Raw genomic sequence first — 20184 nt, 5'->3', positions numbered from 1 at the left:
CTCATTTCCATGTATCCTGTTCTTTACTTTCTGTCAGTATTTGATAAAATTTATTTTAACAGATACAGCAGTTCTTCAAAGCAGATCCCATCTGCCAGAGGGATCTCCAGTTCCACTGACCTCTGAATGCATTTTCCGATAAACCCGGATGCCTTTCTCACTGATTCAGTCAGCCCGGTTCCATTGACCGCATCCGCTGCAATGATCGCTGCAAAAATATCGCCGGTTCCCGAACGAGGACTTCCGATTTTTTCCGTCTGGATCATCTCATACCCTGCTCCCTTTTCGTAACAGAGATTTGCTACATGATTTTTCTTCTCAATCCCGGTGATCACTACTTTCGCCGGTCCTGAACCGGCAATCTGCTCTGCCAGCCGCTCCAGTTCTCCGCTACTCCATTCTTCCTTATATTGCGTACCGGTAAGAAGACAGGCTTCTGTCACATTCGGTACAACAATATCTGCATACTGCACAACTTCACTCATCTTCCGGCACATTTCTTCCGTATAGGTTGCATACCGCTTTCCACCGTCTCCCATAACCGGATCGACTACGACCGTTGTATCTTTTTCTTTAAAAGTGTGTATAAACTCACCGACAATCCTGATCTGCTCTTCTGAACCCAGGAACCCGGTACAGATTCCCTGAAATTTAAGTCCCAGTTTCTTCCACTCTTCAATATACGGTTCCATCTCTGCCGTATAATCTGTGCAGTAAAAAGAATCATAAGCTGTATGATCCGAGAAGATTGCTGTCGGAACAGCACAGCACTGTACTTTCATCATGGAAATAACCGGAAGCTGCACTGCGATCGAGCATCTGCCAAATCCCGTAAAATCATTGATCAGTGCAATCTTTTTCTGTTGATTATGATTCTGCTGCTTTTGATCCTGCATCTTTTTCCTCCGTCTTTCCTTTTTTGACACCCTTTGCATTCGGATAAATTTTTTTCATCTTCGCATCATCATAATGCTCATCCGTCCAATGCTCCCATCTGGTTTCTGCCCTGATCCCTTTTTCTCTTTCATCATACCGCACCAGAGCCATACAGGAAACCATGATATTGCAGCACATAAATACAAGCAGTCCCCAGGTTATGATCTTTCCAACCTTTTGTGGAATCCGTTCAATCCATTTTTCCAACGGTGGATACAGCCTTTTAAACCATACTACTGCAGCAATCCCCCAGAAGAAACAGTAAAGAAGATTGATTCTGCCACCCAGATTAAATGGGATATTGCTGTAATCCCAAAAGACTTTCCCGAAAAAAATCTCTGTAAATACACTACACAGATACTCATACGCACCACCAAGCAGTGTCCCTATAAGAAATAAAAATGTATTACTGCGGTCTTTATATTTATAGAGCAATGCCGTCACCAATGCGATTGCCAGTCCCCATACAATACTGAATGGTCCCCACACCACACTGCTCCGGCTCATCCATACCCCCATCGTGATCCGGCAGAAAATCGTCTCCGTAATATCACCTAAAAATGCACCAATAATAAAAAGTAATACAATCTTATAAAATCCACATCCGGATGCAAAGGCATCACTTTTTTCTGCTGCCTTTTTTTCGGTTTTCCGTACACGCGGGTAAGCTTTCTTCACACGCCTTTCCACCCGTTCAGAAATCCAGGAACTTAATCTTGCACTCAGCTTATCAATCTGTGCATCCGTTTCTTCCCACTGCTTCGGATTTCTGCTGATCCCTGTCAGCAGCATAAAAGAGGCAAAAACATCCACACACAGGAACAGCAGCAACACCAGGATCAATATCTTCATCACAAGCTCCGGGAGAAGATGCAGCAGATCCAGGCTCAGCACGTTGCCCCAACGGACAGCGATATACCCCAGTCCGCCCCAGGCCAGAGATGCCGGAAGACAGATATATCCATCCAGATTCCATTTCACATTGGAATAATCCCACCAGCGTTCTTTAAAGATCCGCTCCATCAGATGCCCGCCGATCCACTCTACAACCGTAGCATAAACTGCTGCAAAAAGAAAAAGCCAGAATCCCGTCAGTTCCTGCAGTCCCACAGTCATAAGAACAGCCGTAAATCCGTACATCACACAGTACGGACCATTCACAAGTCCCCGGTTTGCGAATTTTTTCTGTTTCAATGTGGCCAGAACAGTTTCCAGTATCCATCCGCCAAAAGAATACAGGAAGAAAAGCCATAATAGTTCATAGATCGTATAGTGATTCAAATCGTTCTCCTCTTTCGTTTCATTTTCTGTTTATTTTTGTACATTTTTTCATCCGCTCTCTGAAGCAGTGCGTCCAGATCACGGTCTGTCCCATCCGTCCACGCATATCCGACTGCCGCTGAAACTATCTTTCGAGGTGATGTCTCTGTACGGACGCTGAGACAGACTGCCGCAACTGCCAGGCACAATACAATCACCAGAGCTGTAGATTTCACCTTTTTCATGTTGCTTTTCCTCTTGTTCGTTGAATAAGCCACGCTTCTTCCTGCTTGCTAACGCTTATTATACCATGATCGGCACCTTTGGTGCCTGAAGCTGCTTCGCAGCGATCATGATCGCCATTCGCCGCTCACACTGAAAAAGCTGTGCTTTCTCCTGCTCGCTAATGCTCATTATATCATCTTTCATGGTTTTGGCAAATTTATTATTTCTACCGATTTTGCCACATGTTCATCCATCCCTGCAGCAAATGCTTCATTCCTGTCCTCCTCGAATGCATTCGCAGTCATGACGATCACCGGTATAGACGCTTTCTTCTGATCTCTTAACTTTCGAATCTGTCTCGTTGCATCGTACCCATTCATCCTCGGCATCTGCACATCCATTAAAATCAGATCATAATATCCATACATCCTCAATGCTTCTGCATTCATATGAACAATCCGATGACCAGGCAGAGTATACGCCATCACTCCACAGCTTTGAACATCCAGCAGTTCTTTATAATAGTCCTGTTGCAGGAGATGCTCCTTTCTGAGCGTCTGATTCATTTCTGCAAACCGCCGTTCAGCAATCTTGTCCTTGTTATCCGCTCCAATCTCCAAAAAGAAAAGCCATACTCTGCATTTCTTCTATGCAAAGTACAGCTTTTATCTGCAATAGATCTTCTTTAGGGGATGTGAAAAACTCGATTGAGTTTTTTTGCATCCCCCTTTTCTTGCTCTTACCGGAGTAATCCACTTTCCTTGAGCAAAATTTCCAGATCGGTTCCTTCCACAGCTTTTATTACTTTCTTTAAGACTACCTTTTCCTTGAGAGAAAGCGGAAGTTCATCAATCGGTTTTTTATCAACTGCGTAATATGCAGCACGCAGCAATTCACGTACATCGTACTTCGAGCCCCACACCTCCGGAACACCACGATCTACGTTCATAAGTGTGTAAACTGCTTCCATACCTGTACGGATGGAGTATTCTGTCGTAAAAATAGTGTCTCTCGGTGTCTCCGCAAACTGTCCCAGGAATGCAAAATTGACAGCACCTTCCGGAACAACAAGCGGACGATCACTTTCTTTTCTTGGCTGGAAGAAAGCATTGATGTATGGCATGAAGCAGGTTGTTGTATTGCAGCGATTTTTTGCCCAATCGTCAATCTGATCTGTCGGGACGCCAATGTGATAAAGCCACTCACGGCAAACTTCTTCACCTGTACAATCCCGCATTGCCTTCTTTACATAATTTCCTTCTTTATTCGTTGTAAGTGCATATACCCAGATCAAAACCGTATTTTTATCCTGTGCTTTAAACTGCGGCTGACGATTGATTGTCCATGAAAGATACCAGTTATCGGTACTATCCTTCACTGTCACAATTCCTCCGGTTGTTACTTTTCCTTCTCTCGGATCACGCTTGCAAATGCTGATAATCTTCTGGATAATCTCTTCATCCGAGGTTTCCACAGTTGCACTCATCCAGTTTGTTGCTTCAAAATCGTCGCAGAATTTATCCGGATTACCATACTCACCATTCTTTGCCTGTGCAGCAATATTCTTCCACAAATCCCACGATTCGCCTGTACCGTTTTTAATCAGGCTCAAATCCGGTGCTGTATTCTGATCTCCATAGCAGGAAGTATCTGTACAGCATCCATTTGTTATAAAGACCAGATCATCCTCAATCAAATCAATTGTACCCGGTTTTCCAGCCTTTTCATATATAATCTGTGTGGCAGTTTTTTTACCATTTTCATCTTTGATGACAACATTTTTGACATCCATGCCATATTCGACTGACACACCATGGCTTTCGAGATATTTTACAAGCGGAAGAATCATGCTCTCGTATTGATTGTATTTCGTAAAGCGGAGTGCGGAAAAATCCGGAAGTCCATCAATATGATGGCAGTATCTGCACAAATACCGTTTCATTTCCAGTGCAGATGACCATCTTTGAAATGCAAACATAGTCTGCCAGTATAGCCAGAAATTCGTGTCCCAGAAGGAATCCGGCAATATCTCACTGATTTTCTTATCCTCCAAATCCTTTTCCGGTGTCATAAACAACTTTGACAATGCCAGGGCTGAATCCTTATCAAGTGTAAATTTCTTATCTGTATGTGCATCCTGCCCGCATTTCTCAGAAGCCCTGCAAAGGGAGTAATTCGGATCATGCTTGTTTAACCAATAATACTCATCCAAAACAGAGACGCCCGGTGTCTCTATCGAAGGAACATCACGGAACATATCCCACATACATTCAAAATGGTTGTCCATTTCTCTTCCGCCACGCATATAGAAACCTTTTCGGACATCCTTTCTTCCATCGCAGCTGCCCCCGGCAAGATCCAGTTTCTCAAGGAGATGAATGTGCTCTCCCTTTACCTGCCCATCTCTCACCAGATAAAAAGCGGCTGAAAGCCCCGCTAATCCTGTTCCAATGATATATGCTGATTTCCGGTCAGCACCCTCCGGTTTTTCCGGTCTTGCAAATGCTTCATAAGTTCCTGCTGAATAATACATAATAAAAACCCTCCTTTTTGTTTAAACTGTGTCGTTTTCTTTGTTTCCATATGCACAGTATATCCACAAAATCTTTTTCCTACTATGCACAAAAAAAGAGAACTGTCATAGAAAGCGACAATCCTCTTACATTGCATCCATATACGACAAACCACAAGATTTGTCGTAATCAGCTCCTGTTCAGTTTTGCATTATTCAATGCATGTGCGAAAGATCCTTGAATCAATGCATTTAATCTTTCTATGATCTGTTTCGGATCCTCCTTCATTCCCTTATCAATCCATTCTAATACCAGACCAACAAACCCATATTTGTAAAAATCTGCAATGAATGCTTTATCCTCTTCCCGCACGACCATATCTGCCGCTTTTTCTTCGAGTACATTATATATTAGCTGATACGTTACTTTATACAAATAACGGTAAATATATCCTCGCGGAGCATTATGATAGATGTTGACAACAAAAGGTTCGTCCTTTTTCAGTAGATGAAATATTGCCAGAAATCCTTCCTGCCACGTATCATATGTTTTATTCTGTTTCAGAACATGATCTGCATCTGTTTCACAAATCCATTCAATCAACTCATATATATCATGAAAATGATAATAAAAAGTCTGACGGTTTATCCCACACTTTTCCGTAATGTCATTGATTGTTATTTTATCAATTGATTTTTCTAATAATAATTCCTTAAACGCAAATGCGATTGCAAACTTTGTCGTTGCCTTGCTCATGCTACCTGATCCCCCTATTCTTTACTTATATATTTTACCGTCATTGGGTGATTTTTGCAAATTCAAATTATTGTGGATTGTCTTCATGAAACAGATGATTGGACGGATCCTGAAGTCTGGAAGAAAGCCAACCCATCTCTCGGCATCACGGTTGGGATGGATAAGGTTATAATGGTCTCATAAATTAAGACACTTTTTCGGACAAATATTAATGAATCTGATATACTAAAATCAGTATGAAAGTGAGGATTCATCATTATGTCCAGACAAAGAAGAAACTTTAGTGCCAAATTTAAATCAGACCTGGTAATCGAGCTGCTTAAGGGCGAGAAAGATCTCAACACCCTTGCAACCGAGAATAACATCCAACCAAATCTGCTCCGCAATTGGAAGAAAGAATTCCTTAACAATGCCTCTGCAGTATTCGATGACAAGCGTCAGGAAAACCTCAAAGACAAGCTTGCTGAAGAACGCAAGGAAAAGGCGGAGTATGCGAAAAAGGTTGGTCAGTTAACCATGCAGGTTGACTGGCTCAAAAAAAAATCTGAAGAAATTTGTGGACCTGACTACGAGAGTAAGTTTAGTCCAAAACCTTTTGACTACTAAAGAAATCCCGGCATCTGTAGGAGCAAAACTGCTTGATATCAACCGTACAAGCATCTATTACAAGACTTCACCTGTATCAGACGAAGAACTGGCTTGTAAAGAGATTATCGACCATCTTCATACGGATAATCCAACCTGGGGTGCAAGGCAAATGTCTGCACAACTCAAAAACAGAGGTTATCATGTTGGGCGTCGTAAAGCACGCCGCTATATGAATGAGATGGATATTTACCCAATCTATCCTAAGATGAATCTTTCCAAGCGGATGCAACAGGCAAAGGGATGTCCTTATCTTCTTCGAAATGCCGTCATAGATGCACCAAATCAGGCGTGGTCTATTGACATTACATATATTCCAATCAGACACGGATTTCTGTATCTGACAGCTGTAATCGACTGGTACAGCCGTTGTATCGTAGGCTGGGAAGTCGATGATACCCTTGATACCAGAATGGTTATCAATGCTCTAAAAAAAGCATTTGCTGTGTCAAAACCACAGATTTTGAACTCTGATCAGGGTTGTCAGTTCACAAGTCAGAAATACATTGAATTTGTAAAAGAAAACGGTATCCGTCAGAGTATGGATGGAAAAAGCCGTTGGGCTGACAACATCATGATTGAGCGATGGTTCCGCAGCTTCAAGTATGAAGAAGCTTATCTGACGCTGTATAACAACATCAAGGATGCCAGAGTTGCTATTGGACGATATGTCCACACCTATAACTTTGAAAGATGCCATTCTGCCCTTGATTACAAAACACCGGCTGAATGTTACTACCCGGCAATGCTTTTGCCGTATGCAGCTTAATGCATATATGGATCTGGGGAGTGTTCCACTATCCTCCCCATGTTCCTTGTTACTTATCAACCATATCAGTTCATTATAAAAATCTTAGATTTTTGTCTTGACAACTGAGCCACTATAGGTAGAGGCCGCCTGCGAATCTGCCAAGCAGAATCCCGGTGAAGAAAATTCATTCAGACAGTTGCGACTGAACCAGTGGGTGAAGCAGGCTGTGCGCTGGATGCTATGAAGCTGACACTGGAACAAAGGCTGGCCCACAGCGGTCATCCAGTACTCCTCTGGATGATGGATAACATTTATATCCGTACTGATCCTGCTGGCAATGTAAAAGCAGACAAAGAAAAATCCACAGAAAAAATCGACGGTGCAGTTGCCACGATTATAGGACTTGACCGTGCGATCCGCTGTGGAAATAATACCGGTGCTTCTGTCTATGATGACAGAGGGATCTTATTCCTATAACCCCTGCATACTTTACCTTATAATACGCATACTATTAAGTGGAAATCCCCTTAATGTGTTGCTGTTTCCCTTATTTTGTTGTAATATTTAAGGGAAAAATCGGAGGTGAAGGAAATGAGAACTTTTAATTACTCTGAAATCAAGAAGCAAAAGTGGGATTCAGATGTTCTTAGCTTAATTGCAGCAATTTATAAAGAGGCCGGTAAACAGGAAATGTACCTGAAACAACGTCCTGAAGAATTAGAAAAACTGGTTGAGATTGCTAAAATACAAAGCACCGAGGCATCAAACGCAATTGAGGGAATTGTTACAACAAGCACTCGTATCAAGCAGATTGTAGAAGAAAAAACAACACCAAAGAACTGTGATGAGCAGGAAATTGCAGGGTATCGCGATGTTCTTAATATTATTCACGAAAGCTTTGATGCAATTCCTATCACACAGAATTATATTTTACAGCTTCACAAAATATTGTATAGCCACATGAATAATCCTATGGCCGGAAGAACTAAAAGTGTACAAAACTATATTAGTGCCACCTATCCAGATGGCCATGTAGAAACTCTGTTCACTCCACTTGCTCCATACGATACTCCACAAGCTTTAGATAGAATATGTGAGGAATATAATCGTGTCATTGGAAATATGGAAGTTGAACCCCTGATTGCAATTCCAATCTTCATTCATGACTTTCTTTGCATCCATCCGTTCAATGATGGAAATGGACGAATGAGCCGTTTGCTTACAACACTTCTGTTATACAGAAATGGCTTTTATGTTGGCAAGTATATTTCATTGGAAGCTAAGATTGCCAAGAACAAGGATCTGTATTACGACGCACTTGGTCAGGCACAGATTGGCTGGCATGAAGGGACAGAGGCCCCAGTGCCATTTATCAAGTATTTGCTTGGTACTGTTCTTGCTGCATACAAAGATTTCGAAGAACGTTTTGAACTTGTTGAAACAAAGTTGCCAGCTCTCGAAACAGTCAGACGAGCAACCTTACACAAAATAGGTCGCTTCACAAAGCAGAATATTCGTGAGCTTTGCCCTTCGCTTAGCGTCAGCTCTATAGAGGGCTCACTAAGAAAATTAGTCGCATCTGGTGAACTAAAACGTGAAGGCTCAGGAAAGAACACTTGCTATTTTAGAATAAAATAATACCATTAAGTATTTTATATTTCCCTTAAACATTTCCATTTTTTAAGGGAAAGTCACCGTGATTAAGGTTAAGCATCTGCAAATGCAGGTGCTTTTCTTTGCTCAAATTTAGGAAGGAGTGTGATTATTATGAGCATTTTAAGCGGACTATTCCGGTCAAGAGACAAGCCCACCAACAGCACTAACGGCAGCACTTACCGTTTCCTGTTTGGTGGCAGTAATTCCGGTAAAGCGGTGAATGAGCGAAGTGCCATGCAGATGACTGCCGTCTACCCTTGCGTCAGAATTCTTTCCGAGTCTATTGCTGGCCTGCCGGTTCATGTTTATCAATACACCGACTCCGTCAGCAAGGAAAAGGCTATCAAGCATCCGCTGTATCACCTGATACACGATGAACCAAATCCGGAAATGACATCCTTTGTCTTCCGGGAGACCCTGATGACGCACCTGCTTCTTTACGGAAATGCCTATGCGCAGATTATTCGAAATGGCAAGGGCGAAGTCATCGCACTCTATCCATTGATGGCCAACCGAATGAGCGTAGACCGTGACGATAAAGGCCATGGGACGAGGAAACAGTATTGATGTCAGGTTGCCCCCCCGATAGTTCTCGGGAACAAATCGACTAACCGCTTTCGTCCCGGTTATTATCATTAGTTCTCGGAAACAAATAGCAGTTTTTTAATTCTTTCAAAAGACATCTGCTATTAGTCTTTTTTAGGATACTTCCATATTGTAATTAATTCATCTGATAGCATTTCTGCTCTGGCTAAAATTTCATCTTCGCCCCATTTGCTTACAGTTGTCAAATAACTGCTAATTTTTATTGGTGTGTGTCTATATCCTATGGCATTTCCTGCCTTGTCAGTACAATCAACTTTATCCGAGAACCTCTTATTCTGATACTCAGAATTATACCCAGTTAATGTAAGATTGCCAATTGTATGGACATAGGTTTCATGAATTCGATTCGCATCTGCTCCAAGGTCAGATTTCCAATCATCAGACAGTGTTTGCGGCATAATATGTTCAATTGTATACTCCGAAGTAGGAACATACTCTTTTCTTCTATTATTCTCAAGTTTATCCAGAATTGTTTTAGTCCTGGAAGAACTTAATGAATAAATTTTTAGGGTTTTGAGCGTGTCCTTAATTTCAGTATCACTTGGCATTCTCTGTGCCCAAGTCAACGAAAAGAGATTTGCTTTAAATGATTTTAACTGATTGGTAGCATTAAGGCTCTTCAGCATAGAAATACAGACTGGTCCAGCAGTATTAGTTGGCAATGCACATATAGCTCTACGCATCCAATACGATTCCATAATTGTAAGAATTTCAACAACATCGTCATCAGCGATGAGGCCATCATTTCTGTCCGAGAGAAGTTTTAAGATTGCTGGAGTAATCTTAAACTGTCCTGTCTTCCGGACCTTAAATAAGGCTCTTTGTATACGTGTGCCTTTATCAGAAGCGGTATTCCATTCTGTATAGTACTTAGAATACTGATGGATTTGTTTTACAATTCCTTCTGTTCCAGCAGCTTTGTTCTCATAGTAGTAATTTTTGAATACATCATAATAATCTCCAACTAACTGCCGCTGCAAAACAGACGTCATATAATAATTGAAGAAACTTTCAAATTGAGAAGACTCACCAGATTCCATTCCGAGAGCTTTCTCCATAGGATGCCAATATTCCAGATACAGTTTTGTCTGCTTTGACGGCTCGACTGTCATCAGGAGAAAATTGCGAATTTTGTCAGCAGTAGAAAGCGGCAATCCTGTACTATTCACCGTCTCAAATACTAACTGTGCATTATCTTCGGGAACAAGACAGATGTCGACTAATCTCAGCTTTTTTATTCCATCATACACCAATTGAGGTTCAACATTACTGTCACAAAGAGCCTTGTAGATGATTCCATAATTCTCGAAAATCTTGCTCCTTTTAATATCATCCGGCTTAGTTCGATTTTCAAGAAGTTTCATCCATGCATAGAAGTCTTCTTCATTTAACCTTACTTTGTAATATGTATCCCCAGTCTCGTCCTCATTTGTCAGATATCTGCGAGACAATTTTTCTAATGATGTGGTTGCTTTATTATAATCAGCATCATCAACTATTTTCGCTCTTGTGTAGTCCCCAAGAGCAAGTAACACAATTGAGATTGTAGTAAGACGCTGCTGTCCGTCAATCACCAAATATTCCTTTACTGCGGAAGCATGCATCGCGTCCTGCTTTGCAAGATAGATGACAGAGCCAATAAAATGACAAGGCCTTTCATTATCTTTTGCCACCTTTAGAATGTCATCTATCAATTTTAAGCAATTATCCTTCTTCCAGCTATATTTTCGCTGATAAATAGGAACATAGTATTGAGCCTCTGCCCCTAAAAACTTTGTCAATTCTGTATCTATCGCTTTCATAGTGTGCTCCTTTATTGCCCATTCCATCACATCATGCTCTTAAGGATTACAGATGCAATGTTTTTTCCCTCACGCCAGTCACTTCCAGTCTTAGCAATCGTGGTTTTATATCGTCCATCGCCGTAATAGGTGAGTCGATAATGCTTACCTTCCTCAGTAATCTCAAAGCCCAATTCTAAAAGCTGCTGACGCATTGAAGCCGATAAGGTTTTGTAATCCTTAAACAAAATCTTCACGGTGCGTTCTCTTTCGTCTCGAATATTCTGATAATCGTTAGCATTAAGCACATCAGTCAGAGCATCCCATCTTCTTGTCTTCTCACCAAGATTTTTGAGTTTCTCAGCAATAGCGTCCAGAATCATCTCTCTGATTTCGCCTTGATAAAATTCTTCCTCTTCGCCCAAATACAGTATCGGCATATTATCTGCACTACTCATTTTAGAACGCAACCCTTGGTTCTCGTAAGTAAGGATTTCATTTGCATGGGTCAATTCTTCAACCTGTTTTTTCAGCTTTTGAATGTCCTCGTCTACAGATTCAATCAGTTCATCTGCTTCTGCTGCCACGCGGTTTTTCTCAGATTCAGCCGCCAGCAATTCTGCACCTCTCATACTCAATCGATCTCTAAGAAGTGCATTATTTACGCCTTGCCAAGTATACAGCTTATCCATCATTTGAGCGTTGCAGTACTGAATTACACTACGAATAACCTTTTCAGACAAAACAGCATCAATTCCATCGTATGCACGATATAGATACTTCTTATGACCATATGCACTATTGGGGAAGTATACACCGATAGCGCCGTTGAATTCATTTTTGTTATCACACTGCCGACGGATTCTTTCGTTCAGCCATGTACCTTCTTCAACAAGCACATGGGCAACACCTTTCAACCTTCCAGATAATTTCCAAATATCCACCGGATCTTCACCGTAGTATGTTTTGGAGATATACACAACAGGGAGTCTATACCTTGAAGTGCCATTGATTACATCCGTCAACAAGTCGACATTATCAGCTTTAATGAAAATCGGCTTGCGGAGCATTGGCAAAATTCCATCATCCTTCAAATAGCCGTGTTCTATCAGTAGAGTGATAAAATGCGGTGTAGAAAAGGTTGGGTCAACGGCCAGCGCCTCTTCCAAATAACTACGATCGAGTTGAATAGACATTCTCATGTCATTAAAATTCATAACGTAGTCGGTATCCCAGACCACACCATCTGCTTCGGTTTTTTCATAGCGAACCGCGATGATGTTCTCATTTCGGTATTCCTCGATAGCAAGCCACAGTGTCTCGGTACCATATCGGACATTTCGTTCGCCATTCCATTCGATACCTTGAATTATATTTTCTTCATGAGGACTGCCCTGATTCCACTCCAGAACCAGCTGGATAAAGGAGTCCTTTGTCATTGTATCATTGATTTCAAGTAGCGTAGAAAATAACAGCATATGACATCTTGCCTCCGTATTTTACACAGAAAGAGACATGAGATTCTTTCTCAGAGCCTGTCCCTCAATAGGAACATAGCAGGAATCTACAATAAGTTCTCTTCCCAGAATATCTTCCAGTGCAATGGTCTGCCATGTTTCCAGCAGAACCGGGTTGTTTTTCAAAATTGTGTTAATATTCTCAAGCACCAGCGGACTGCTCAGTTTATCGAGCATCGCACGACCATCGGTAATGTTTCCGGCTGAATCAACGATATTTGCATGGGCAATCTTCCAGAGTTTTTTCTCACTGAGGAGTCTAAGGATAAAGGCATCCACAAACTCTTTCTGTGCCTCTTCTTTTGTATTTTTTAAACTATTTTCTGTCACATAATTTACTTTATTATCCCAGGATTTTCTTATTTGCTCACAACTATATGTTTTTCCTTTTTCACTTTCGTAACACTGCAAATAATTCTTTCCGAATGATTTCTTAATAATAGGCATATCACCATTCTCCTCTACTCACATCACTTCTACCCAATAATCTCCATATTCTTTATATTTTATTAGCATGATGACGATATCCGAACGAAACAGCTTATACATTCCACTTATTCAACTAATTCATTCCCTGCCCTCTTAACTTTGTATTTTTTGCCTGATTTTCAAAAATTCAATCCTCCTACAAGTCCGTTCCTAACTTCGGTAAATCATTTAAACTTACTGTTTCCAATGTCTGCAACTGCTGTACAGCTAATTGCCGGAGTAATTCCATTCTCTCTTTTTGCATCTTCCCCTGATTAATCAATACTGCATTATAACTTTCCAAATTTGCAAGCACCAACAACTGATTTAGAGTTGCCACATCCCGCATATTCCCTTTTGCTGCTGAATTTTCATCTTTCCACTGTTTCGCTGTCTTACCAAACAAAACAACATTCAACATATCCGCTTCATTGGCATAGGTATATGCCACCTGCGCAGGTGTTAATTCTGGTGGAATCAAATTATCCTTAATTGCATCTGTATGTATCCTGTAATTTAGTTTAGATATTTCTCTGTTTAAGTTCCAATTCAAAGATAACCGGCTATTCTCATCTGCCTTTAATCTCCTGTAATCCTTCATGATATATAACTGGAATTCTGGAGAAATCCACGTTACAAAAGACATAGCAATATCACTATGAGCATATGTTCCGCCATAACGTCCCGCTTTTGATACAATACCAATCGCATTCGTAGTTTCTATCCATTTCTTTGGTGACATTGTAAATGCGTTTGCTCCTGCCTGCTTTCTAACCCCCTCGAATTCGAGGGGGTTAAAATCTGGATTGTGCAGCCTTTCCCATAATCCCAAAAATTCTATTACATCTCGATTTCTCATCCAATTTTGTATAACCGCTGTTGGGTCATCACTTTTATATCGAGCGATATCTGTCAATGAAATAAATTCATTTTCAAAGTCCTGCGTGTAAATTCCGATATCTATCCCATTGGCATGAATCGTTTCTTTTATTACCTTTCCCATTGCACCTCCTACAACCATGTCCAATATGTTCTTCTTGTTACTAACATCTTACTTAAAGTCTTTTACTTCTTACTTTCATCTTCCCACATCTTCTGATACTTTTCTGCTGCACACATCTTCAACCAATGGCAAATAGACACCATACGCTTCTTGATAAAGTTTACTGATTTTCTCCGCAATCTGATATGTACTTTCTTCCATCAAATCACCTCAAAATATTTAAGAGCATCCTTTATTGCCTCCACTTTCTCTTTCGGTGGATGCTTTCTCGGTTGGTTCAATTCTTCCACAGCATTAGAGGCATCATACATGGTCAGCCCCAGAGACCTTTTTACTTCTGCGATATATGCAGTATGTACCTTGAATCCATATTTCTTCTCAACATACTCCTGTATCATTTTATATGTGATTTTCGGTTTCGGCTGATATTTCTTCGCTCGTTCCGCAATTGCATTCAACGATATCTTATCATCATCTTCTCCAAATTCCACTTTCACATTAATCTTGCTATCTGGTGACTTGTGGGACAGAAGCACAATACTTTCTACATGAACGGTCTCACAGAACTGATCGACTGCCGTCATCTTCTCCACCCGGTATCCCGCCATCTGCATCATCTCAAGATCCCGTGCAAGACTGGTCATCTTGCAGGAAATATAAACGATCCTGTCCACTCCATACTCAAGAATTTTAGGCAGTGCTTTCGGATGGATACCATCTCTCGGCGGATCAAGGACGATCACATCCGGCTTCTCCTCGATCTCGTCCAGCACCTTAAATACATCGCCTGCTATGAATTTACAATTAGAAAGTCCATTGCGGAGAGCATTTTCTTTTGCAGCTTCTACTGCCTCCTCGATGATCTCCACACCAATCACTTTCTTTGCAACCGGAGCCAGCACCTGACCGATCGTTCCGGTTCCACTGAACAGATCAAAAACTGTCTTATTCTCAATATCTCCGATGTATTCCCGGACAGTCTCATACAATACCTCTGCTCCCCTGGAATTTGGCTGGAAGAAAGAAAACGGGGTGATCTTAAACTGCAGTCCGAGCAGCTTTTCATAAAAGAAATCCTGACCATAAAGGATTCTTGTCTCATCACTTTTTACAACATCTGAAAGTGAATCATTCAGGATATGAAGGATTCCTACGATCTTTCCTTCCAAAGGAAGCTCCAGTAACTGTTCTTTTAATTCTGTCAGGTCATGCTCTTCCTGCGTAGTCGTTACAAGGTTCACCAGAATCTCTCCGGTCGTATCCCCCCGTCTCAGAAGTAAATGCCGCAGATATCCGGTATGCTGCATTTTCTTATAATAGCTTACATTCCACTCCCTGAAATATGCAAGAACACAGGAAAGGATCTGATTCATATCCCGATGGACCAGTTGGCAGTCTGCTGCTGTCAGGACATCATATGTGCTTCCTTTTTTATGCAGTCCGAGAGAAAGCGGACCGTCCTTATATTCATCTCCAAAAGAAAACTCCATTTTATTACGATAATGAAACTCTTTTGGACTTTCTTTTACACTCTCAAAAATATAATCGCCCTTTACGACAGGATCCATGATCCGATGGATCTGTCCCTCTTTCATCTTTACCTGTTCTTCATAGGACATAGTCTGGTACATGCATCCACCACAGGCCGGGAAAATACTACAGACCGGCTCCCTGGTCTCCAGCGGTGATTTTTCCAGCACTTCCAGAAGTCTTCCTTCTCCATTTCCCCGCTTAAATTTATTGATCATAAAGCGGACTTTCTGACCCGGGATACCATTTTTCACCGTGACATATTTTTCTTCCTCCGGAATATAAATCATTCCCTTATTCGGGAAATCCACTCTCTCGATTATGCCTTCATAGATCTGTCCTTTTTTCATTATTTCCTCCCAACAAACAAAACAGACAGGGTGTACTCCAACCGTCACATCCTGTCTGTATTCTTCTTACTGTGCTATTACCATCTTGAACTTATACCTGAACTTATACCTGATCATCCTCATCGAAATAATCGTCAAAATCGTCATCAAAATCATCTTCAAAATCTTCCAGATAATCCGGTGTCACAAAACGGAATACCGCATATGCAATGGCTGCGATTCCTGCAATCGCACCAATAATTGCAAGTACCCATACAACCGCATTCTTCTGCTTCTCTGCCTCGTTCTTATGCAGGATTTCTTTTAATTTTGATTCAGCGATCATATCCTCTAATTTTTTATTCATATCTGCACATCCTTTCTAACCTCTCACAGGTTACGACTGATTTTTGTATATTATAACACTTAAGCTCTGTTATTACTACCGCTTTCGGAGATTTTTCCTAAAAACTCTGTCCCGGTTCTCACATCATAATCATCTTTTCTGATCGGCTGACAGTCCACAAACCTATGAAATCTTTACCAGTTTTGCGAACTTTGCAAACATCTTCCTGACTCCTGCACTGTCAAAATCCACCGTTACTTCATAATCTCTGCCACCGGACCGAATCTCAAGAACGGTTCCCTCCCCAAACTTCACATGACGCACCCGGTCTCCTTCTGCATAATCAGGACTGCCACCTGATCCTGCTGCAAGCTGGCTGCCTTTTTGAAGAGATGCCAGTCCCTGGCTGCTCTTACCCGAAGAAACTCCGCTGCTTTTTCCTGCCCCGTTGCTATAAGCCGCACCGAAAGCCCTTGCCCGGAATGCTTCTCTTGCATGTGCATATGTATTCTGCTGTACCGGCACTTCCGTCTCTGGTTCAATCCTGCGGCTTCCTGTATCCAGAAGTTCTGCCGGAATTTCCTTAATAAAACGTGAAATCTTATTATACTGGGTCTCGCCTCTGACCATCCTTCTTCTTGCACAGGTAAGCGTCAGCTCCTGCTCTGCTCTTGTAATCCCCACATAACAAAGCCGTCTTTCTTCTTCAAGATCATCTCTGTCGTCTGATGTGATCGTCATATAACTTGGAAACAAGCCATCTTCCATTCCTGCCAGATATACATGAGGGAACTCCAGCCCTTTGGCACTGTGCAGTGTCATAAGGACAACATAATCCTGTTCTTCATCCAGACTGTCAATATCCGCAACCAACGCCACTTCTTCCAGAAAAGCACTCAATGTAGCCGGTTCATCTCTATCTTCTGCTGCCTCTTCGTATGCGGCTGCCTTATTGATCAGTTCATCAATATTTTCCTTTCTCGCCTGTGCATCCTCTTTATCCTCGGAATCCAGACTCTCCATATATCCCGTCTTTTCGATCACTTCCCGCAGCAGATCCGTAATGCTCATCTGTCCGGTAAGTCCTTTAAAATATTCGATCAGAGCTGCAAAAGAATCCAGCTTTGCTGCACTTCTTCCGATTCCAGGGATCAACTCGGGAGCCATCAGCGTCTCATAAAATCCAAGCCCACGTTCTGCAGCAGACTCCTGGATCCGGTTGATCGTAGTCAGACCAATGCCCCTTTTTGGCACATTAATGATTCTTCGTACCGCAATATCATCCATTCCATTATCAATCGTCTTTAAATACGCAAGCAGATCCTTGATCTCCCGGCGGGCATAAAAGTTGACACCGCCCACAATCTTGTACGGGACATTCATCGCAACAAATTTTTCTTCCAAAAGACGGGACTGTGCATTCGTTCTGTAAAGCACCGCGTGGTCATTATATGATGCTCCTGCCCTTACTTCCTTTTTTATATCTTCTGCAATAAAATCCGCCTCATCATATCCTGTATCAAACTGCCTTAAATGAACCAGCTCTCCCTCCCCGTTGGCAGTCCATAAAGTCTTTTCTTTCCTGCCTTTATTATTGGCGATCACCCGGTTCGCTGCATTCAGGATATTGCCCGTGGAGCGGTAATTCTGCTCCAGCTTTATGACACAGGCATCTGAAAATTCATGCTCAAAATCCAGAATATTGCGGATATTCGCTCCACGAAACTTGTAGATCGACTGGTCATCATCTCCCACCACGCACAGATTCCGATACTTTCCGGCAAGCAGTCTTACAAGCTGGAACTGCACTGTATTCGTATCCTGATACTCATCGACCATAATATAGCGAAACCGCTCCTGATAATTCTCCAGCACATCCGGCTGCGTCTGCAGAAGCTGAACCGTCTTCACCAGCAGATCATCAAAATCCAGTGCATTATTCGCCTTCAGTTGTGCCTCATACTCACGGTATACTTTTGCAATCTTCAGCTTTGCAAAATCTCCTCCTGCATTCAGTTCAAACTCATCCGGAAGGATCAGTTCATTCTTGGCAGAAGAAATCGCCGACATAAGGCTTCTCTCTTTAAAAACCTTTGTATCAATGGCGACCTTTTTACAGACTTCTTTCATCAGAGTCTTCTGGTCGTCTGTATCGTAGATCGTAAAACGGTTATCATAACCAAGCCGGTCTATAAATCTTCTTAAAATCCGCACACACATCGAATGAAAAGTGCTTACCCAGATGCTTTCCGAGCCAAAACCCACCAGGGAATCCACCCTTTCTCTCATCTCTCCTGCTGCCTTGTTCGTAAACGTGATCGCCAGGATATTCCACGGATTCACATTCCGCTCTTCGATCAGATATGCGATCCTGTGCGTCAGTACCCGGGTCTTTCCCGAACCTGCACCCGCCAGGATCAACAGAGGTCCATCTGTATGATATACCGCCTCTCTCTGGGGTTCGTTCAATTTATCATAAATACTCATAAAACTGCTCTCCTATCTACTGATTATGCCTCTGCATACCCATCATTTGTATCTTCCATTATCGAACATACATTCTTGATTGTCAAGTCTATGTTATTCTTAATTTCGTCGAGATCATTCTGTTACTGTTCCTCTGCATTATTCTGAGTTTTTACTTGCCATATAGTTTTAAATACTATATAATGAGTCTATTGAGGTGATAACATGACTATAGATATGAATGATATGCTTAACAGCATTTTAAATGAACTTTCCCATCTTCAATATGTGCATCCGGGTGACATCCCGAATATTGATCTTTATATGGATCAAGTCACTACTTTTATGGATGAACAGCTCGCTTCTACCAAGCGATATAAAGAGGATAAGATCCTTACCAAGACCATGATCAACAATTATACAAAGAACAATCTTCTTCCGCCGCCTGTGAAGAAGAAGTATTCCCGGGAGCATATGCTGCTTCTCATTTTTATCTACTATTTTAAAAGTATTTTGTCGATCAAAGATATCGAAACGGTACTAAAGCCATTGACGGAAAAATATTTCTCCGGAAATGATACAATGGAACTTTCCTCTATTTATGAAGAACTCTGCCACATGGAAAAAGAACGGCTCGACTCGCTGAAAGACAGCGTATCTTCCGCTTATGATAAGGCAGGAGAAGCTTTTGACCAACTTCCTGACGGAGAAGACAGGGATACTCTCCAGAAGTTTGCTTTTATCTGTAATCTCAGTTTCGACGTATATCTGAAAAAGATGATGATCGAACGGATTATTGATGATATCGCAGCTCCTTCTTCTAAGAATAAGAAGGACTGATATTTAAAAAAAGACACGTTCCAATGGTTGCAGCCACAGGTTCGTGTCTTTTGTATTCTGCGTCCGAAGATCCCCGGCCAAAGATCCGCTCATACTTTTCTCCGAACTATCTTTCCACTTTCTATTCTTCTGCAGTTGATGAATCTTCTTCCTTTTCTGTAAGTCCGATTCTCTCAAAGACCATATCATATCCGTCATTTCCGTAGTTCAGTGAACGGTTGACTCTGCTGATCGTTGCTGTAGACGCTCCGGTCTTCTCTGCTATCTCAAGATATGTCTTTTGCTCTCTGAGCATCCTTGCCACTTCAAAACGCTGGGAAAGCGAAAGCAGTTCGTTGATCGTACAGATATCTTCAAAAAAAGTATAACATTCTTCTTTATTTTCAAGGCTTAAAATGGCATTAAAAAGATAATCAACCGCCTCAGTCCTTATTTTCTTGCTCATGAAACCAATCTCCTTTTCACCCTCGTTTAATTACTGTTACATTTTAGCACACTAAATTTGTAAAGTCTACTACTTTATTTTTTCCATTCCTCGACAGTTTCCATCTATATC

At 41.6% G+C, this 20184-nt stretch carries 19 protein-coding genes and 2 pseudogenes; 6 read left to right on the top strand and 15 right to left on the bottom strand.

Going from position 1 to position 20184, the window contains the following annotated elements; translation table 11 throughout:
• Positions 1 to 50: 50 nt before the first annotated feature.
• The 6 genes from NQ541_RS03370 to NQ541_RS03345 all read right to left on the bottom strand — a co-directional run bounded on the left by NQ541_RS03370 (position 51) and on the right by NQ541_RS03345 (position 5690).
• Positions 51 to 896, bottom strand: a complete 846-nt coding sequence (locus NQ541_RS03370; RefSeq protein WP_005610485.1) for a pyridoxamine kinase — start codon at positions 894 to 896, stop codon at positions 51 to 53.
• Positions 868 to 2217 carry a putative ABC transporter permease gene (locus NQ541_RS03365; protein WP_005610484.1) on the bottom strand — a complete coding sequence of 450 codons (1350 nt, stop codon included), beginning with the start codon at positions 2215 to 2217 and terminating at the stop codon, positions 868 to 870. The genes NQ541_RS03370 and NQ541_RS03365 overlap by 29 nt, the downstream gene beginning before the upstream one ends.
• Positions 2214 to 2441: a diguanylate cyclase gene (locus NQ541_RS03360; RefSeq protein ID WP_005610483.1), complete on the bottom strand. Its 228-nt coding sequence runs from the start codon at positions 2439 to 2441 to the stop codon at positions 2214 to 2216. The genes NQ541_RS03365 and NQ541_RS03360 overlap by 4 nt, the downstream gene beginning before the upstream one ends.
• A gap of 180 nt (positions 2442 to 2621) precedes the next feature.
• On the bottom strand, positions 2622 to 3041 hold the full coding sequence (locus NQ541_RS03355; protein WP_005610481.1) for a response regulator: 420 nt from the start codon (positions 3039 to 3041) through the stop codon (positions 2622 to 2624).
• Between the two features lie 119 nt (positions 3042 to 3160).
• Positions 3161 to 4954 carry an oleate hydratase gene (locus tag NQ541_RS03350; protein WP_005610479.1) on the bottom strand — a complete coding sequence of 598 codons (1794 nt, stop codon included), beginning with the start codon at positions 4952 to 4954 and terminating at the stop codon, positions 3161 to 3163.
• Between the two features lie 169 nt (positions 4955 to 5123).
• Complete coding sequence (locus tag NQ541_RS03345) at positions 5124 to 5690, bottom strand: TetR/AcrR family transcriptional regulator (RefSeq protein ID WP_005610478.1); 567 nt, start codon at positions 5688 to 5690, stop codon at positions 5124 to 5126.
• Between the two features lie 258 nt (positions 5691 to 5948).
• On the opposite strand from NQ541_RS03345, the gene NQ541_RS03340 reads away from it, so the two are divergent.
• From NQ541_RS03340 to NQ541_RS03320, 5 genes and pseudogenes are all read left to right on the top strand, one after another.
• Positions 5949 to 6296, top strand: a complete 348-nt coding sequence (locus NQ541_RS03340) for a transposase (RefSeq protein ID WP_005609354.1) — start codon at positions 5949 to 5951, stop codon at positions 6294 to 6296.
• A complete protein-coding gene (locus NQ541_RS03335) occupies positions 6286 to 7104 on the top strand; it encodes an IS3 family transposase (RefSeq protein ID WP_005609355.1) in 819 nt (272 codons plus the stop codon). The genes NQ541_RS03340 and NQ541_RS03335 overlap by 11 nt, the downstream gene beginning before the upstream one ends.
• A 216-nt stretch (positions 7105 to 7320) precedes the next feature.
• A pseudogene (locus tag NQ541_RS03330) lies at positions 7321 to 7563 on the top strand (terminase TerL endonuclease subunit); the annotation flags it as partial.
• Positions 7564 to 7677: 114 nt separating this feature from the next.
• Positions 7678 to 8724 (top strand): Fic family protein, encoded by a 1047-nt coding sequence (locus NQ541_RS03325; protein ID WP_005610476.1) that lies wholly within the window; start codon positions 7678 to 7680, stop codon positions 8722 to 8724.
• A gap of 129 nt (positions 8725 to 8853) precedes the next feature.
• Positions 8854 to 9285, top strand: a pseudogene (locus NQ541_RS03320) (phage portal protein); the annotation flags it as partial.
• Positions 9286 to 9431: 146 nt separating this feature from the next.
• On the opposite strand, the gene NQ541_RS03315 reads toward NQ541_RS03320, so the two are convergent.
• The 8 genes from NQ541_RS03315 to pcrA form a co-directional block, all read right to left on the bottom strand.
• Positions 9432 to 11150 (bottom strand): DUF262 domain-containing protein, encoded by a 1719-nt coding sequence (locus NQ541_RS03315; RefSeq protein ID WP_044940519.1) that lies wholly within the window; start codon positions 11148 to 11150, stop codon positions 9432 to 9434.
• Positions 11151 to 11176: 26 nt separating this feature from the next.
• The gene (locus NQ541_RS03310; protein WP_005610472.1) at positions 11177 to 12607 is read right to left on the bottom strand and encodes a hypothetical protein; all 1431 of its coding nucleotides are present in this window, start codon (positions 12605 to 12607) and stop codon (positions 11177 to 11179) included.
• Between the two features lie 21 nt (positions 12608 to 12628).
• On the bottom strand, positions 12629 to 13093 hold the full coding sequence (locus tag NQ541_RS03305; RefSeq protein ID WP_005610471.1) for a hypothetical protein: 465 nt from the start codon (positions 13091 to 13093) through the stop codon (positions 12629 to 12631).
• 178 nt (positions 13094 to 13271) lie between these two features.
• Entirely contained in the window at positions 13272 to 14117 is an 846-nt protein-coding gene (locus NQ541_RS03300) for a KilA-N domain-containing protein (RefSeq protein WP_044940502.1), read from the bottom strand.
• A gap of 75 nt (positions 14118 to 14192) precedes the next feature.
• On the bottom strand, positions 14193 to 14318 hold the full coding sequence (locus NQ541_RS03295; protein WP_005610468.1) for a hypothetical protein: 126 nt from the start codon (positions 14316 to 14318) through the stop codon (positions 14193 to 14195).
• A complete protein-coding gene (gene rlmD, locus NQ541_RS03290; protein ID WP_005610467.1) occupies positions 14318 to 15997 on the bottom strand; it encodes a 23S rRNA (uracil(1939)-C(5))-methyltransferase RlmD in 1680 nt (559 codons plus the stop codon). Before rlmD ends, NQ541_RS03295 begins: the two co-directional genes overlap by 1 nt.
• Before the next feature lie 103 nt (positions 15998 to 16100).
• Positions 16101 to 16343, bottom strand: a complete 243-nt coding sequence (locus NQ541_RS03285; RefSeq protein ID WP_005610466.1) for a hypothetical protein — start codon at positions 16341 to 16343, stop codon at positions 16101 to 16103.
• Positions 16344 to 16505: 162 nt separating this feature from the next.
• The gene (gene pcrA, locus NQ541_RS03280) at positions 16506 to 18809 is read right to left on the bottom strand and encodes a DNA helicase PcrA (protein ID WP_005610465.1); all 2304 of its coding nucleotides are present in this window, start codon (positions 18807 to 18809) and stop codon (positions 16506 to 16508) included.
• Between the two features lie 204 nt (positions 18810 to 19013).
• Between pcrA and NQ541_RS03275 the strand changes: the two genes are divergently transcribed.
• Positions 19014 to 19628: a DUF1836 domain-containing protein gene (locus NQ541_RS03275; RefSeq protein WP_005610463.1), complete on the top strand. Its 615-nt coding sequence runs from the start codon at positions 19014 to 19016 to the stop codon at positions 19626 to 19628.
• Between the two features lie 121 nt (positions 19629 to 19749).
• On the opposite strand, the gene NQ541_RS03270 is transcribed toward NQ541_RS03275, so the two are convergent.
• Positions 19750 to 20073 (bottom strand): YerC/YecD family TrpR-related protein, encoded by a 324-nt coding sequence (locus NQ541_RS03270; RefSeq protein WP_005610462.1) that lies wholly within the window; start codon positions 20071 to 20073, stop codon positions 19750 to 19752.
• Positions 20074 to 20184: the final 111 nt, after the last annotated feature.

This window comes from [Ruminococcus] lactaris ATCC 29176, from assembly GCF_025152405.1.
GTDB lineage: Bacteria > Bacillota > Clostridia > Lachnospirales > Lachnospiraceae > Mediterraneibacter > Mediterraneibacter lactaris.
The sequence above is the reverse complement of the archived record's forward strand: the minus strand, read 5'-3'. Positions and strand labels throughout refer to the sequence as shown.

Bases quoted from the DNA above. Each gene is read 5' to 3' on its own strand.
- NQ541_RS03370 (WP_005610485.1), bottom strand. From the start codon at position 896: ATGCAGGATCAAAAGCAGCAGAATCATAATCAACAGAAAAAGATTGCA.
- NQ541_RS03360 (WP_005610483.1), bottom strand. From the start codon at position 2,441: ATGAAAAAGGTGAAATCTACAGCTCTGGTGATTGTATTGTGCCTGGCA.
- NQ541_RS03350 (WP_005610479.1), bottom strand. From the start codon at position 4,954: ATGTATTATTCAGCAGGAACTTATGAAGCATTTGCAAGACCGGAAAAA.
- NQ541_RS03345 (WP_005610478.1), bottom strand. From the start codon at position 5,690: ATGAGCAAGGCAACGACAAAGTTTGCAATCGCATTTGCGTTTAAGGAA.
- NQ541_RS03340 (WP_005609354.1), top strand. From the start codon at position 5,949: ATGTCCAGACAAAGAAGAAACTTTAGTGCCAAATTTAAATCAGACCTG.
- NQ541_RS03325 (WP_005610476.1), top strand. From the start codon at position 7,678: ATGAGAACTTTTAATTACTCTGAAATCAAGAAGCAAAAGTGGGATTCA.
- NQ541_RS03315 (WP_044940519.1), bottom strand. From the start codon at position 11,150: ATGAAAGCGATAGATACAGAATTGACAAAGTTTTTAGGGGCAGAGGCT.
- NQ541_RS03310 (WP_005610472.1), bottom strand. From the start codon at position 12,607: ATGCTGTTATTTTCTACGCTACTTGAAATCAATGATACAATGACAAAG.
- NQ541_RS03305 (WP_005610471.1), bottom strand. From the start codon at position 13,093: ATGCCTATTATTAAGAAATCATTCGGAAAGAATTATTTGCAGTGTTAC.
- NQ541_RS03300 (WP_044940502.1), bottom strand. From the start codon at position 14,117: ATGGGAAAGGTAATAAAAGAAACGATTCATGCCAATGGGATAGATATC.
- NQ541_RS03295 (WP_005610468.1), bottom strand. From the start codon at position 14,318: ATGGAAGAAAGTACATATCAGATTGCGGAGAAAATCAGTAAACTTTAT.
- rlmD (WP_005610467.1), bottom strand. From the start codon at position 15,997: ATGAAAAAAGGACAGATCTATGAAGGCATAATCGAGAGAGTGGATTTC.
- NQ541_RS03285 (WP_005610466.1), bottom strand. From the start codon at position 16,343: ATGAATAAAAAATTAGAGGATATGATCGCTGAATCAAAATTAAAAGAA.
- pcrA (WP_005610465.1), bottom strand. From the start codon at position 18,809: ATGAGTATTTATGATAAATTGAACGAACCCCAGAGAGAGGCGGTATAT.
- NQ541_RS03275 (WP_005610463.1), top strand. From the start codon at position 19,014: ATGACTATAGATATGAATGATATGCTTAACAGCATTTTAAATGAACTT.
- NQ541_RS03270 (WP_005610462.1), bottom strand. From the start codon at position 20,073: ATGAGCAAGAAAATAAGGACTGAGGCGGTTGATTATCTTTTTAATGCC.